Raw genomic sequence first — 14,379 nt, forward strand, 5'->3', positions numbered from 1 at the left:
CCCCGGGCGCACCGGTGCCCGCCCGGGCCCGGTGGGGCCGCCCGCTTCTCCGGGTCAGGCGGGGAGGCCCAGCTCGCGGGCGATGAGCATGCGCTGGACCTCGCTGGTGCCCTCGCCGATCTCCAGGATCTTGGCGTCGCGGTAGAAGCGGCCGACGGGGTACTCGTTCATGAAGCCGTAGCCGCCGAAGACCTGGGTGGCGTCGCGGGCGTTGTCCATGGCCGCGTTGGACGCCACCAGCTTGGCGATGGCGGCCTGCTTCTTGAACGGCTCACCGGCGAGCATGCGCGACGCGGCGTCGTAGTAGGCCAGCCGCGCGGTGTGCGCGCGGGCCTCCATGTCCGCGATCTTGAACTGGATCGCCTGGTAGTGGCCGATGTTCCGGCCGAACGCCGACCGCTCGCCCGCGTAGCGCACGCTCTCGTCCACGCAGCCCTGGGCCAGGCCCACCGACAGCGCGGCGATGGCGACGCGCCCCTCGTCCAGGATGCGCAGGAACTGGGCGTAGCCGCGGCCGCGCTCGCCCACCAGGTTCGCCTCGGGGACCCGGCAGTCGGTGAAGACCAGCTCGTTGGTGTCCGAGGCGTTCCAGCCGACCTTGGAGTACTTCTGCCCGAGCGCGAACCCGGGGGTGCCCGACGGGACGAGGATCGCGGAGATCTCCGGCCGCCCGTCGGGCCTGGTCCCGGTCACCGCGGTCACCGTGACCAGGGCGGTGATGTCGGTGCCGGAGTTGGTGATGAAGGATTTGACGCCGTTGACGACCCACCCGCCGTCCACGAGTTCGGCGGTGGTGCGGGTGCCGCCCGCGTCCGAGCCCGCGCCCGGCTCGGTCAGGCCGAACGCGCCCAGCGCCTCGCCCGAGCAGAGCCGGGGCAGCCAGGTCTTCTTCTGCTCGGCGCTGCCGAAGCGGTGGATCGGCATCGCGCCCAGCGACACCCCCGCCTCCAGGGTGATCGCGACCGAGGAGTCCACCCGGGCCAGCTCCTCCAGCGCCAGGCACAGCGCGAAGTAGTCGCCGCCCATGCCGCCGTGCTCCTCGGGGAAGGGGAGCCCGAACAGGCCCATCCGGCCCATCGCGGCGATGACTTCGTAGGGGAACGCGCCCCGCTCGTAGTAGTCGCCGATGACGGGCGCCACCTCGGTGCGGGCGAAATCCTCGACGGTGCGGCGGAGGTCCTCGTGTTCGGGGGTGAGACGGTGCGACATCAGCTCTGCTCCTCGGCGGTGGTGGAAGCGGGCCCGGCCTCTGCCGGGGTGATGACGGCCAGGACGGCGTCCATGGCCACGGACTGCCCGGGGCGTGCCCGCAGGGCGGTCACGGTCCCGTCGACCGGCGCGGTGACGGAGTGCTCCATCTTCATGGCCTCGACCACGGCGACCGCGTCGCCCGCGCGCACGGCGGCCCCCTGCTCGACGGACACGGCCAGGACCGTGCCGGGCATGGGGCTGCGCACGGTGCCGTCGGTGCCGGCGGCGGACGCGCGCAGAGGAGCCAGAAGGGCCTCCTCCCGGAGAGCCCAGGCCGCGCCGTCCAGCCCCAGCCACAGCTCGCCGTCGGTCGCGGCGCGGGCGTAGCGCACGGTGCGCCCGCCGTGGCCGACGACGAGGGTCCGGCCGTCGGCCGACCGCTCGGCGGTGGCCTCCACCGCCTCGCCCCCGCCGACCCGGACCTGGAACCGGCGCGCGGCGCGGTCGTGCGCGCGGACCCGCACCGCGACGGTGCCGGGGTCCCGCCCCGGCGCGTGCAGCCGCCACGTGGTCCAGGCGCGGTCGCCGATCCGCCAGCCGTCGGGGACGTCGAAGGGGTCCACGACCGGGCCGTCGGGCTCCAGGCCGAGCTGGCGGTCCAGGGCCGCGGCGGTCAGCACCGCGTCGGGGACCGCCTCGGCGCCGTCCACGAGTCCGGGGCGCAGCCGCTCGGTCAGGTCGGTGCTCAGGTCCCCGGCCGCCACCTCGGGGCTGGCCAGCAGGGCGCGGAGGAACGCCGTGTTCACGCCGCAGCCCAGCAGCGTGTAGCGGGACAGCGCGGCGTCGGCGCGGCGCAGCGCCCCGGCGCGGTCGGTGTCCCACACGATGACCTTGGCCAGCATCGGGTCGTAGTCGGAGGTGACCCGGGCGCCCTCGGTGAGGCCGGAGTCCACCCGGACCTCCGGCCCGCCGGGCTCGTCCAGGAGCAGCACCCGCCCGCCGGTGGGCAGGAAGCCGCGGGCGGGGTCCTCGGCGTACACCCGGCACTCGACGGCGTGCCCGGCCAGGCCGATGTCGGCCTGGGAGAAGGGCAGCGGCTCGCCCCGGGCGACGCGCAGCTGCGCCTCAACCAGGTCGATCCCGCGCACGCCGCCGATCATGGTGACGGCCTCGGTGACGGGGTGCTCCACCTGGAGCCGGGTGTTCATCTCCAGGAAGAAGTAGCCGGGGCCGGCACCGTCCACAGGGGCGGAGCCGCCGGTGCGCGGGCCCGCGGCGCTGTGGTCTGATCGTGAGTGGGGGGCCGGGTCCTCCCCCTCCCCGGGGGTGTCTCCGGGGCTTGGCGGCGTGTCCGCGCCTCCCACGATGAACTCCACCGTGCCCGCGCCCACGTAGCCGCAGGCCTTGGCCGCGGCCACCGCGGCCTCGCCCATCGCGGCGCGCCCGGCGGGGGTCAGCAGCGGCGAGGGGGCCTCCTCCACGATCTTCTGGTGTCGCCGTTGCAGGCTGCACTCGCGCTCGCCCAGGTGCACGACGTTGCCGTGCGCGTCGGCCAGAACCTGCACCTCGATGTGCCGGGGCCGCTCCACGAACCGCTCCACCAGCAGGGTGGCGTCGCCGAACGCGGCGCGCGCCTCCCGGCGCGCCGAGGCCGCGGCGGCCGCCAGCCCGTCCTCTCCGCGCACCAGGCGCATGCCCTTGCCGCCGCCGCCCGCCGACGGTTTGACCAGCAGGGGGTAGCCGACCCGGGCGGCGGCGGCCACCAGCTCGGCGTCGGTCATGGGCCGCCCGGGGTCCTCGGCGAACCCGGGCAGCAGCGGCACGCCCGCGCCGGCCACGGTCCGCTTGGCCTGGATCTTGTCGCCCATCGCCTCGATGGCTCCGGGCGGCGGGCCCACGAAGACCAGGCCCGCGTCGGCGCAGGCGCGGGCGAACGCCGCGTTCTCGGCCAGGAAGCCGTAGCCGGGGTGGACCATGGCCGCGCCCGACGCCAGCGCCGCCCCGATGATCGCGTCGGCGTCCAGGTAGCCGGGGACCCGCAGCGCCGCGTCGGCGTCGCGCACGTGCCGCGCTCCGGCGTCGGCGTCGCTGTACACGGCCACCGAGCGCGTTCCCAGCCCGCGCAGGGTGCGGATGATCCGCACCGCGATCTCGCCGCGGTTGGCCACCAGCACGGCGGGCGCGGCCCGCCCCGCCCGGGGTGTCACGAGTTCTTCCATGGGTCGTTCCGTTCCCTTTCCCACACGCGCTCGGGTTCACATCCGGAAGACGCCGTAGCCCACGGGGTCCAGCGGGGCGTGCCGGGCCGCGGACAGGCCCAGGCCCAGGACGGTGCGGGTGTCGGCGGGGTCGATGACGCCGTCGTCCCACAGCCGCGCGGTGGAGTAGTACGGGCTGCCCTGCTCCTCGTACCGGTCCCGGATCGGGGCCTTGAACTCCTCCTCGGCCTCGGGCGGCCACTCCTGGCCCCGGGCGGCCATCTGGTCGCGGCGCACCGTGGCCAGCACGGACGCGGCCTGCTCGCCGCCCATCACCGAGATGCGCGCGTTGGGCCACATCCACAGGAAGCGGGGGGAGTAGGCCCGGCCGCACATGCTGTAGTTGCCCGCTCCGAAGGAGCCGCCGATGACGACGGTGAACTTGGGGACGCGCGCGCACGCCACGGCGGTGACCATCTTCGCGCCGTGCTTGGCGATGCCCCCCGCCTCGTAGTCGCGGCCCACCATGAACCCGGAGATGTTCTGCAGGAACACCAGCGGGACGGCGCGCCGGTCGCACAGCTCGACGAAGTGCGCGCCCTTCATCGCGGACTCGGAGAACAGGATGCCGTTGTTGGCGACGATGCCGACCGGGTGCCCGTGGATGTGCGCGAAGCCGGTGACCAGGGTGCTGCCGTACTCGGCCTTGAACTCGGTGAACTCGCCGGCGTCCACGATCCGCGCGATCACCTCGCGCACGTCGTAGGGGGTGCGGGTGTCGGCCGGGACCACGCCGTAGAGCTCGCCGGGGTCCGCCGCGGGCGGCCTGGCGGGCCGCTGCTCCCAGGCGGGGGCGGGGCGCGGGCCGAGCGTGCCGACGATCTGGCGGACGATGCCCAGGGCGTGCGCGTCGTCCTCGGCGAGGTGGTCGGCGACGCCCGAGACGCGCGCGTGCACGTCGCCGCCGCCCAGCTCCTCGGCGGTGACGACCTCGCCGGTGGCGGCCTTGACCAGCGGCGGGCCGCCCAGGAAGATCGTGCCCTGCCCGCGCACGATCACCGCCTCGTCGCTCATGGCGGGCACGTACGCGCCGCCCGCGGTACACGAGCCCATGACCGCGGCGATCTGCGCGATGCCCAGCCCGGACATCGTGGCCTGGTTGTAGAAGATCCGGCCGAAGTGCTCGCGGTCGGGGAAGACGTCGTCCTGCATCGGCAGGAACGCCCCGCCGGAGTCGGCGAGGTAGACGCACGGCAGGCGGTTGTGCAGCGCCACCTCCTGGGCGCGCAGGTGCTTCTTCACGGTCATCGGGTAGTAGCTGCCGCCCTTGACCGTGGCGTCGTTGGCGACCACCACGACCTCGCGGCCCGCGACCCGGCCCACCCCGGTGATGATCCCGGCGGCGGGCGCGTCCCCGCCGTACATCCCGTACGCGGCCAGCGGCGACAGTTCCAGGAACGGCGATCCCGGGTCGAGGAGGGCGTCCACGCGGTCCCGGGGGAGCAGCTTGCCGCGCTCGACGTGCCTGGTCCTGGCCGTGGCGGGGCCGCCGAGCGCCGCGGCCGCGACGCGTTCGCGCAGCTCGGCGGTGAGCGCGCGGTTGGCCGCGTCGTCGGCGGCGAAGGCCGCGCCCGCTGTGTCCGCCGCGGAGGCGAGCACGGGTGACCTGCTCATTTCCACCCCTGTGTGTTAATGAACGCTAACATCACCGATGTTAGTGAATGTTAACATCGGTGTCCAGGAAGGGCGGGAGACCGATCGGAGCGCGATGGCGGGGCAGGCTGCGGGGACACGGCGGGCGGTCATCCTCCGGGCGGCCGCCGGGCTCTTCGCCGCCCGCGGCTTCCACGGCGTGTCCATCGAGGACCTGGGGCGGGCGGTGGGCACCAGCGGGCCGGCGCTGTACCGGCACTTCGCGGGCAAGGAGGCGCTGCTCGCCGCGATCCTGGTGGAGATCAGCGAGCGGCTCGCGGAGGAGGGCGCGGCCCGCGCCGCGGAGGAGGCGGATCCCGCCGGTGCCCTGGACGCGCTGCTGCGCGGCCACATCGCCTTCGCGCTGGACGAGCCCGCCCTCATCACGGTGCACGACCGCGAACTGGAGAACGTCCCCGAGCCCGAGCGCCGCCGGATCCGCCGACTGCAGCGGGGCTACGTCGAGCAGTGGGTCGCCGTGCTCGCCCGCCTGCGCCCCGACACCCCCGAACCGGCCCTGCGCGCGGCCCTGCACGCCGTGTTCGGCCTGCTGAACTCCACCCCGCACAGTGCGGGCGAGCTCGGTCGCGAGGAGATGGCCGGCCTGCTCTTCACGATGGCCCGCGCGGCGCTGCTCGCCCGGTAGCGCCGCGTCGGCGCCGGCGCCCCTTTCCCGTCACCGCCGGCATGCCTGGACCCGCGGCCGGGCGGCGCGGCCGGGGGCCGCTGCCCGTGGAGCGGACCGCCACCGGGCTCCCGTTCGCCGGGACCGGGGCAGGCCGCCGGACCGGTCCCGGCGTTCCGCCGACCGGCCCGCCGGCGGCGACCACGTTTGGCCGACCGGGTCCGGGGCAGTCAGGAGGGCTGACAGCCGGACGACATGGGGGTGGTTCGACGATGGCACGGCCACGCGTCGTTGTGGTCGGCGGAGGCTTCGCGGGACTGACCGCGCTGCGCCGGCTGGAACGCAGGATTCCCAGGGGCAGGGCCGAGCTGGTGCTCATCACGCCGAACGACTACATGCTCTACCAGCCGCTGCTCCCGCAGGTGGCGTCCGGTCTGCTGACCCCGCAGTCGATCGCGGTCTCGCTGCACCGCCAGCTCCGGCAGACCCACATGGTCCCGGGCGCGGCCGTCGGGGTGGACACCGCCTCGCGCACGGTCGTGGTGCGCAAGATCTCCGGGGAGTACGGCTACGAGCGCTACGACCGGCTCGTCCTGGCGCCCGGCGGCAACACCCGGGTCTTCGACATCCCGGGCCTGATCGAGTACGGCCGGGGCAACAAGAACCTCGCCGAGGCGGTCTACCTGCGCGACCACGTCCTGGCCCAGCTGGAACTGGCCAACGCCACCGACGACCAGGCCGAGCGCGACGAGCGCTGCACCTTCATCGTGGTCGGCGGCGGCTACACCGGTGTGGAGACCGCGGCGTCACTGGAACTGCTGTGCGAGGAGGCGTGCCGCCTCTACCCGGGTCTGGGCGGGCACATCAACTGGCACCTGGTGGACATCGCCCCCCGGCTCATGCCGGAACTGGGGGAGCGGCTGGGCGACAGCGCCATGAACCTGCTGCGCAGGCGGGGCATCGAGGTGGCCCTGGGGGTCAGCGTCCGCGAGGTCACCCAGGACAAGGTGACCCTGACCGATGACCGGGTGCTGCCGTGCCGGACGCTGATCTGGACCGCGGGAACCTCGCCCAGCCCGCTGATCGGCTCCACGGGGCTGCCCACCGAGCGGGGGAAGCTGAAGGTGGGGGCGGACCTGTCGGTGCCCGGCCACCCGGAGGTCTTCGGTCTCGGGGACTCTGCCGCGGTACCCGACCTGAGCAAGGACGAGGAGGGCGCGCTGTGCCCGCCCACGGCGCAGCACGCCTCGCGGCAGGGGCCGGTGGCGGCGGACAACGTCATCGCCTCGCTGCTGGACCGCCCGTTGACGGAGTACCGCCACAAGGACCGGGGTCTCCTGGTGGACCTGAGCGGCAGGGACGCCGTCGCGCGCCCGCTGGGCCGCGAGGTCACCGGCCTGCCCGCGCTCGCCCTCACCAGGGCCTACCACATGTGGGCGCTTCCGTCGGGCCCGGGCAGGGCGCGGGTGGCCGCGAACTGGGGCATCCGGGCGCTGCTCGGCGGGGAGGTGTCGCGGCTCGGCTTCCTGAACCGCACGATCGACACACTGGTGGACACCGAGGAGCGGTCCCAGTACCTGGCGCCCGAGCAGGCCAGGGAGAAGGCGAGCCTGGTACTCGGCGACTAGGGAGGCTCCGTCGCGGGGGTGGTTGGGGTCTGCCGGGACGGGGGCCGCCCGGGGCCTGTTACGGCGGGCGGCGACGTCGGGTGAGGGTCGAGGCCGCGCCCACGGTGTCCGTTTCGCACGGTTTCCGTTGATGATCTTGAGCCTTCTGCCCGTTTCGGGGCCGGGAAGGGCGGAAAGCCCAAGACCGTCAACGGACCCCCCACGGGACGGACATGATGGGCGCGGCCCCGGCCCCCGCCCGCCGTCGCCGGCCGCCGTGACCTCGCGATCCGCGCGGCGTGAGGCCGAAAAGCCTCCGAAGCACCGGCACGCCGAACCACCCCCGCGCCGGAACCCCCATAGGCCGTCGGGACGGGGCCCGGGCGCGCCGGCCCGAGCCCCCGCCGGTTCAGGCGACGATCTCGTACCCGGCCTCGGAGACGGCGGCCTCGAGCTGGGCCCCCGTCAGCGGAGCCAGGCTCTCGACCTGGACGCGCCCGCTCTCCAGGTCCACGTCCACGGCGGTCACGCCGGGCAGCTCGCCGATCTCCTCCTTCACCGAGCTGACGCAGTGTCCGCAGGTCATGCCGCTGACAGTGATGGTGGTACTGGTGGTTTCGGCCATGAGGTCCCTCGCTTCTCGGTCGTCGGTCAGGAGCGGACCAGTCGGGCGATCGCCTCGGACGCCTCGCGCACCTTCTCGTCCGCGTCGGCCCCGCCGTTGGCGACGGCGTTCGCCACGCAGTGCTGGAGGTGCTCGTCCAGCAGGGACAGGGCGAAGGAGCGCAGCGCCTTGTTGACGGCGGAGGTCTGCGTGAGGATGTCGATGCAGTAGGAGTCGTCGTCGACCATCCGCTGCAGGCCGCGCACCTGCCCCTCGATCCGGCGGAGCCGGTTGAGGTGCTGCTGCTTGTTGTCGTGGTAGCCGTAGGCGGTCATCGAGGCGTCCTCCTGTCGACCGGTCGCTTCTTCGGCCAATGATACCCCCTATGGGTATATCCGGGGTGCGGTCCCGGAGGTGGTCGGCCGTTGAGGGAGGCCGCGGATACCTTGATATTCCCCGACTCCTCCCCGTGGCGCGACCTCCGTCGTACGGCGTCGGCGGAACGCGCCGCCGTCCCGCCGTCACCGCTTCAGGCCGAGCCTGCCCAGCTCCAGCGCCGCGAGGCCGTCGATGGCGTCGGCGTCGCCCGAGCGCCACGCGCCCACCGGGTCGCGGTGCACCCGGCTCAGCGCGCCGGCGGACGCGGACGAGAGCGCGCGCAGCGCCAGCAGCTCGGCCCCGGCGGCGGGGGCCAGCCCGCGGAGGCGGCGGACGCCCGACGCCTGCCTGATCCAGCGGATCCGCGACGGCAGCCACACCCCCAGGACGACCACGACGGGCAGGACCGCGGTCAGCAGGGACAGGCCCACCGCGAGCTCCGCCACCCCCTCCTGGAACCCGGTCCCGGCCGCGGCCAGGTCCTCCCCGGTGTCGCCCATGCCCGAGAACGGCCGGGCGAGCTGTTCCCCGACCAAGGGCACGTCCTCGGCGGCCGCCGCCGCGTCCCGCATGTGCGAGGTGAGCCCGTCGCCCGCTTCCTCCATCAGGGCGCCCGGGGCCGCCAGAGCGTTGAGGGCCTCGTGCAGGGCGCTCGCGGCCCGGATCCACAGCACGATCCAGACGAGCGCGAAGGCGTCGCCGAGGAACTGGAGGCAGAAGCGGAGGGGGTGGTCGGCGTAGATCTTCAACAGGGCTCCAAGGCGGGGACGGAACGGGGGAGCGCCGGACCGGCACCGAGCGCGGCGGCGCGAGAAGGATCTCCCCGCGGCGGGCCCCGGTCAACCCGTCCTTTCCGACATGTCGTCCCGAGCCCCCGACGTGCGGGGGCGGGGGCGGGCCGCAGTGCTTGCTTCCCCCGGTCACGCGGCCGAACATGGTTCACATGAGCGATGCCAAGAGCCACGAGTCAGACCTCATCCAGCGCATCGGAGAACTCGTCACGGAGGAGCGCGACCTCCGGGAGCAGTACGAACACCGGCTCACTCCCACCGAACGGTCCCGCATCCGGGAGCTGGAGAAGGCCCTGGACCAGTGCTGGGACCTGCTGCGCCAGCGCCGCGCCCGGGAGGAGTTCGGCCAGGACCCGGAGCAGGCGCGGGTCCGACCGACCACGCAGGTGGAGGATTACCGCCAGTAGGGGAGAACCCGATCGCCTCGGACGGCGTCCAAGCACGGTGTAATGGATGCCTCGCAGACAGAGGCGATCGTGAGGAGACCCCTGCGTTGGAGATACTGACCGCGATCGGGATGGCGTCGTCCGCCGGACTGAACGCCTACATCCCGTTGATCGTCGCGGGCCTGCTGGCCCGCTACACCGGCCTGCTCACGCTCGGGCCGGGCTGGGAGTGGCTGGAGAACCCGTGGACACTGGGCCTCCTCGGAGTGCTGCTCGTCATCGAGTTCTTCGCCGACAAGATCCCCGCGGTCGACAGCGTCAACGACGTGATCCAGACGGTCGTGCGCCCCGCGTCGGGCGGCATCGTGTTCGGGGCGAGCGGCACCGCGCTGGCCGCCGAGGCCACGGCCGCGGACGCAGGGGACGGCGGCTCGGTGTGGATGGTCGTGGCGGGCGCGGTCATCGCGCTCGTCTTCCACGGGGCCAAGGCGCTGCTCCGCCCGGTGGTCAACACCCTCACCGCGGGGGTCGGCGCGCCCGTGGCCAGCACCGCCGAGGACACCGCGAGCGTGCTGATGTCCCTGCTCGCCGTCGTGGTGCCGATCCTGGTGCTGGTGTTCGTCCCGCTCCTGCTCCTGGGCGTGGTCTGGGCGCGGCGCCGGGTCAGGCTGCGCCGCGAGCGGAAGACCGACCGGAGAACCGCCGGAAAGGACCTCATAGAGTAATGGCCGTGGCAAACCAACCGATGACTTCGTGGAACGGCGTCCGGCACATCGTCTGGGACTGGAACGGGACGCTCCTGGACGACAACCACGCCAACCTGGCCGCGGTCAACCGCGTGTGCGCCCAGTTCGGGCGGGAGCCGGTCGACCTCGAGTACTGGCGGCGGGTCTTCCGCCGCCCGCTGGTCTCGTGCTACGAGGAGCTGCTGGGACGCCCCTTCGCCGACGGCGAGTGGCAGCTCGTCAACGAGTCCTACGACAGCCACTACCTGGACATGCTGCCCTCCTGCGACCTCGCCGACGGCGTCGCGGAGACCCTGCACGACTGGCGGACCAGCGGCGGCACCCAGTCGCTGCTGTCCATGGCCTCGCACGACCACCTCGTACCGCTCATCACCGAGCGCGGCCTGACGGTGCACTTCACCCGGGTGGACGGGCGCCGCTACGACACCGATGCGGACTCCAAGGCCGAGCACCTGGTCAACCACCTGCGCGAGCTGGACATCGACCCGGCCGAGACCGTGCTCATCGGCGACATCGACGACGACGCCCGCGCGGCGGGTGAGGCGGGCGCCGCCGCGGTCCTGGTCGCCACCGGGCTGATGAGCCGCGAGCGCCTGGAGGCCACCGGCCGCCCCGTCGCCGGTTCGGTGGCCGAGGCGGTGCGGCTGCTGCGCGGCTGAGCCGGAGCGCGGAGACGGCGGAAGGGCGGCGCCCCCGAGGGGGCGCCGCCCTTCCGCGCTCTTTCCGCTAACCGAGGGCGACGCCGCGGGCGGACTCGAAGCGCTGGGAGACGTCGGCCCAGTTCACGACGTTCCAGAACGCCTTGACGTAGTCGGCCTTGACGTTCTTGTACTGGAGGTAGAAGGCGTGCTCCCACATGTCCAGCAGCAGCAGCGGGTAGGAGCCCGCGGCGAGGTTGCCCTGGTGGTCGTACAGCTGCTCGATGATGAGCCGCTGGCCGAGGATGTCCCAGGCCAGGATCGCCCAGCCGGACCCCTGGATGCCGGTCGCGGCGGCGTTGAAGTGCGCGCGGAAGGCGTCGAAGGAGCCGAAGGCGTCGTCGATGGCGGCGCCCAGCTCGCCCTCGGGCTTGTCGCCGCCGTCCGGGGACAGGTTCGGCCAGAAGACCGTGTGGTTCACGTGGCCGGCCAGGTTGAAGGCGAGGTTCTTCTGCAGCAGGTTGACCGAACCCAGGCTCTCCTTCTCACGGGCATCCGCCAGCTGGTCCAGGGCGTCGTTGGCGCCCTTCACGTAAGCGGCGTGGTGCTTGTCGTGGTGGAGTTCCATGATCTGGCCCGAGATCCACGGCTCGAGAGCGGCGTAGTCATAGGGCAGTTCAGGAAGCGAGTACGGCGCGGACATGTGGCGCACCTTCCGATCTCGAATAAAGATTTTTGGTTTACCCCTGCGAGTGATCGCTGAGCAAAAAGCTACCAGTCGGAGCGGGAATCGATCAGTACCGCCCTTGTAACAGGGGTTGACGGGAATAATCCGCCCTCCCGGGGCTACCCGTCGGCGCACGCGCCATGCGTCACCGCCGCGCGCTTCTCACGGCACGAGGAGGACCAGGGCCTCGGCGACGAGGGCCGCGCGTTCCTGGCCCTCGATCTCCACCGTGTGCCGCATCGTCAGCAGCAGGCCCTTGGGGGTCTCCTTGGCCTCGGCCACCTCGACGCCGTCGCGCACGCGCGCGCCGACCGGGACCGGCTGGAGGAAGCGCACCCGGTTGAGGCCGTAGTTGATCCCCATGGCGGGGGGTTCGCGCAGCGTGTAGACCTGTCCGCCCAGCAGGGGGAGCAGGGAGAGGGAGAGGAAGCCGTGCGCGATGGTGCCGCCGAAGGGGCCCGAGGCGGCGCGCTCGGCGTCCACGTGGATCCACTGGTGGTCACCGGTGGCGTCGGCGAACAGGTTCACCTGCTCCTGGGTGACGGTGTGCCAGGGGCTGTGGCCCAGGTGCCGCCCCCGTGCCGCGGCCAGGGCGAAGACGTCCGCGAACTCCTGCATGCTCGAAACCCTTCTCGCGGGTGGTGGCGCCCACCGCCACCGACCGACCGGTATGTGCTTCGCGCCACAGTACCGTGTTCGGTTTCGAGTCCCGGCGAGAAGGGCGCCGGTGCCGTTTCCCGGTGGTCGTGGCCTTTCCGGGGCCCCGGAGACGGTCGGAACCCCGGACCCCGCGCCCTAGCCCTGGACCAGCTGCTCCAGGCGCTGCGGGGGCACGCCCAGGTACCGGGCGATGTCGGTGGGGGACAGGCCCGCCTCGGTGAGGCCGTGGACGACCTCTCTGGCCTTGGCGGTGGCGCCGCGCATGGCCTCGTCGGCGGTGTGCAGGGCGCGCCGGGTCTCCACAGCGAGTTGGTCGAGGTCCTCGTTCACGTGCGGGTGCAGGTCGATGTGGACCGCCCGCTCCTCCTGGACGACTTGGGAGGTGATGAACTCCCTGGCCCGCGAATCGGCGTCGCCCAGTGTGGGCGACCAGGTGACCCCCATGCCGGCGACGCGGAGCTCCCAGCCGTTCTCCCACTTGCGAGCGTGCACTTCGTACAGTGCCACCGGTTCCCTCCCTGGGGGCGTGTTCTCTCGGATGCTTCGGGGCGGAGAGGGGACGTCCGGCGGCCGCGGGCCCGGAGTGAACCGGGAAGCACGCCCTGGACGACGCTCTGGGATCCCGATCATTCCTGACCCGGACGGGCGCGGCAAGACCATCGCCGAGACATTGCATATCCGCAATTTCTTGAGCGGGAACCCTTACAGCTCAAGGAATTCGGGGCCACCGGCTCGGGATTCGGACCGCTGGTCCCGTGCCGAAGAGGGCGACCGAATCCCGAGTCGCGGGCCGTGCCACTCCCTCGGAGCCCCGGACACGGGAGATCACCGTGCGACTTCCGTTTCGGCACCGTCGCGAAACAGTCTTGTTACTCGCGTTGACAGAGCTGAAACCAAGGGTTCCTAAGGTCACGGTAATCGGTCTGTGACCGTCCGGCCACCGGGCGCGGCGGCCCGGGCCGACCGAGACGAAGGGAAACCGGTTCGCGCGGTGCGCTCCGGAGGACGGCCGCGCCCGCGGCCGGTCCCACGTACCCGGGAAGGCCCAGCAGCCGTGCCCGGCCTTCCACAGTGAGGTAGGACCATGTCTCGTTCCACCAGGGCGACCGGGCGATCCCTTCACGTACCCGTCGTCGACATCTCCCGGTGGGAGATGGGCTCGGCCCGGCACCGCGCCTCGATCACGGCGCACGTGGACGCCGCGGCCGGCGGAACCGGGTTCGTCCAGATCCTCGGACACGGTATCCCCGACCCGATCGCGGGAGGTCTGAGCCAGGCGGTCGACACCTTCTTCGCCCAGGAGGCGGAGGCCAAGCGCGCGGTCGGCGCCCCCGCGGCCTGGATCGACCGCGGCTACCGCTCCGGCCCGGACGGGCGGCCCGGACCCGAGTCCTTCACCGTCGGCACCCAGGCCGTCGACCACCGCGACCTGGCGCTGCCGTCCGCGCGCTACCCCGAGAACGTCTGGCCCACGGGCCTGCCCCGGTTCCGGCACCAGGTGATGGCCTGGTTCGAGGCGGCGCGGAACCTGGCCCGCAGACTCACCCGCGTCTTCGCCGTGACCCTGGACCTGCCGGAGGGCTTCTTCCACACCTACACGGGGCACTCCCTCGACGTGCTCCGGATGGAGAGCGCCCCGGCGTCGGGGCCGCGCACCGACGCGGGCATCCTCACCATCCGGTGGGCCGCCCCGGTCCCGGGCGTGCAGATCCTCGACGGGGGCGGCCGCTGGTGCGACGTGGCCGCCGAACCCGGCGCGCTGCTGGTCAACGTCGGAGACCTGCTGGCCCGCTGGACCAACGACCGGTGGGTCTCGGCCGCCCACCGCGTGGTGCCGCCCACCGACGGCCTGGGCGCGCCGGTGCGGCACCGCTCCGCGGCCTTCTTCCACGACGGAGACTTCGACGCCCTCGTGACCACCCTGCCCACCTGCGTGGACGAGCGGAACCCCGGCAGGTACGCCCCGGTCACCGTCGCCGGGTACCTCGCCGAACGCCGCGGCCGCGACCTCACCGGCCCGCTGGGAAGCGCGTGAGGACCTCGTTGACGATCGTGACGCCAGTGTTCTATTTTGTCCGTTCTGTAGAACGCTGGCGTCGAGATTTCGTTGGCGGTCGTGGGGTCTCTGCCCGTTTC

Annotated in this window: 15 protein-coding genes; 6 read left to right on the plus strand and 9 right to left on the minus strand. The window is 72.9% G+C overall.

What is annotated here, in order from left to right; translation table 11 throughout:
* Positions 1-54: 54 nt before the first annotated feature.
* From EV190_RS10555 to EV190_RS10565, 3 genes are read right to left on the minus strand one after another with little or no spacing between them, the layout of a single operon-like run.
* Positions 55-1,209, minus strand: coding sequence for an acyl-CoA dehydrogenase family protein (locus EV190_RS10555; RefSeq protein ID WP_394345518.1), 1,155 nt, complete (start codon positions 1,207-1,209; stop codon positions 55-57).
* Complete coding sequence (locus EV190_RS10560; RefSeq protein ID WP_133741327.1) at positions 1,209-3,410, minus strand: acetyl/propionyl/methylcrotonyl-CoA carboxylase subunit alpha; 2,202 nt, start codon at positions 3,408-3,410, stop codon at positions 1,209-1,211. Before EV190_RS10560 ends, EV190_RS10555 begins: the two co-directional genes overlap by 1 nt.
* A gap of 36 nt (positions 3,411-3,446) precedes the next feature.
* Positions 3,447-5,048 carry a carboxyl transferase domain-containing protein gene (locus EV190_RS10565; RefSeq protein WP_133741507.1) on the minus strand — a complete coding sequence of 534 codons (1,602 nt, stop codon included), beginning with the start codon at positions 5,046-5,048 and terminating at the stop codon, positions 3,447-3,449.
* A 109-nt stretch (positions 5,049-5,157) separates the two neighbouring features.
* Between EV190_RS10565 and EV190_RS10570 the strand changes: the two genes are divergently transcribed.
* Both EV190_RS10570 and EV190_RS10575 read left to right on the plus strand, forming a co-directional pair.
* Positions 5,158-5,727 (plus strand): SACE_7040 family transcriptional regulator, encoded by a 570-nt coding sequence (locus tag EV190_RS10570; protein WP_133741508.1) that lies wholly within the window; start codon positions 5,158-5,160, stop codon positions 5,725-5,727.
* Between the two features lie 251 nt (positions 5,728-5,978).
* The gene (locus EV190_RS10575; protein ID WP_133741328.1) at positions 5,979-7,334 is read left to right on the plus strand and encodes an NAD(P)/FAD-dependent oxidoreductase; all 1,356 of its coding nucleotides are present in this window, start codon (positions 5,979-5,981) and stop codon (positions 7,332-7,334) included.
* 388 nt (positions 7,335-7,722) lie between these two features.
* Here the strand turns inward: EV190_RS10575 and EV190_RS10580 are convergent, their stop codons facing one another.
* The 3 genes from EV190_RS10580 to EV190_RS10590 all read right to left on the minus strand — a co-directional run bounded on the left by EV190_RS10580 (position 7,723) and on the right by EV190_RS10590 (position 9,044).
* On the minus strand, positions 7,723-7,938 hold the full coding sequence (locus tag EV190_RS10580) for a heavy-metal-associated domain-containing protein (protein ID WP_133741329.1): 216 nt from the start codon (positions 7,936-7,938) through the stop codon (positions 7,723-7,725).
* A 26-nt stretch (positions 7,939-7,964) separates the two neighbouring features.
* Entirely contained in the window at positions 7,965-8,252 is a 288-nt protein-coding gene (locus EV190_RS10585; RefSeq protein ID WP_133741509.1) for a metal-sensitive transcriptional regulator, read from the minus strand.
* 186 nt (positions 8,253-8,438) lie between these two features.
* Entirely contained in the window at positions 8,439-9,044 is a 606-nt protein-coding gene (locus EV190_RS10590; RefSeq protein ID WP_133741330.1) for a hypothetical protein, read from the minus strand.
* A 194-nt stretch (positions 9,045-9,238) separates the two neighbouring features.
* Between EV190_RS10590 and EV190_RS10595 the strand changes: the two genes are divergently transcribed.
* The 3 genes from EV190_RS10595 (at position 9,239) to EV190_RS10605 (ending at position 10,877) form a co-directional block, all read left to right on the plus strand.
* A complete protein-coding gene (locus EV190_RS10595) occupies positions 9,239-9,493 on the plus strand; it encodes a DUF2630 family protein (RefSeq protein WP_133741331.1) in 255 nt (84 codons plus the stop codon).
* An 86-nt stretch (positions 9,494-9,579) separates the two neighbouring features.
* Positions 9,580-10,197, plus strand: a complete 618-nt coding sequence (locus tag EV190_RS10600; protein WP_133741332.1) for a DUF4126 domain-containing protein — start codon at positions 9,580-9,582, stop codon at positions 10,195-10,197.
* Positions 10,197-10,877, plus strand: coding sequence for an HAD family hydrolase (locus EV190_RS10605; protein WP_243742494.1), 681 nt, complete (start codon positions 10,197-10,199; stop codon positions 10,875-10,877). Before EV190_RS10600 ends, EV190_RS10605 begins: the two co-directional genes overlap by 1 nt.
* 67 nt (positions 10,878-10,944) lie before the next feature.
* Here the strand turns inward: EV190_RS10605 and EV190_RS10610 are convergent, their stop codons facing one another.
* The 3 genes from EV190_RS10610 to EV190_RS10620 all read right to left on the minus strand — a co-directional run bounded on the left by EV190_RS10610 (position 10,945) and on the right by EV190_RS10620 (position 12,750).
* Positions 10,945-11,559 carry a superoxide dismutase gene (locus EV190_RS10610; protein WP_133741333.1) on the minus strand — a complete coding sequence of 205 codons (615 nt, stop codon included), beginning with the start codon at positions 11,557-11,559 and terminating at the stop codon, positions 10,945-10,947.
* 186 nt (positions 11,560-11,745) lie between these two features.
* A complete protein-coding gene (locus EV190_RS10615) occupies positions 11,746-12,201 on the minus strand; it encodes a MaoC family dehydratase (RefSeq protein WP_133741334.1) in 456 nt (151 codons plus the stop codon).
* A 177-nt stretch (positions 12,202-12,378) separates the two neighbouring features.
* Positions 12,379-12,750 (minus strand): hypothetical protein, encoded by a 372-nt coding sequence (locus EV190_RS10620; RefSeq protein ID WP_133741335.1) that lies wholly within the window; start codon positions 12,748-12,750, stop codon positions 12,379-12,381.
* Between the two features lie 577 nt (positions 12,751-13,327).
* On the opposite strand from EV190_RS10620, the gene EV190_RS10625 reads away from it, so the two are divergent.
* Positions 13,328-14,278 (plus strand): isopenicillin N synthase family dioxygenase, encoded by a 951-nt coding sequence (locus EV190_RS10625; RefSeq protein WP_133741336.1) that lies wholly within the window; start codon positions 13,328-13,330, stop codon positions 14,276-14,278.
* Positions 14,279-14,379: the final 101 nt, after the last annotated feature.

The organism is Actinorugispora endophytica (genome assembly GCF_004363075.1).
Taxonomy (GTDB): Bacteria; Actinomycetota; Actinomycetes; order Streptosporangiales; family Streptosporangiaceae; genus Actinorugispora; species Actinorugispora endophytica.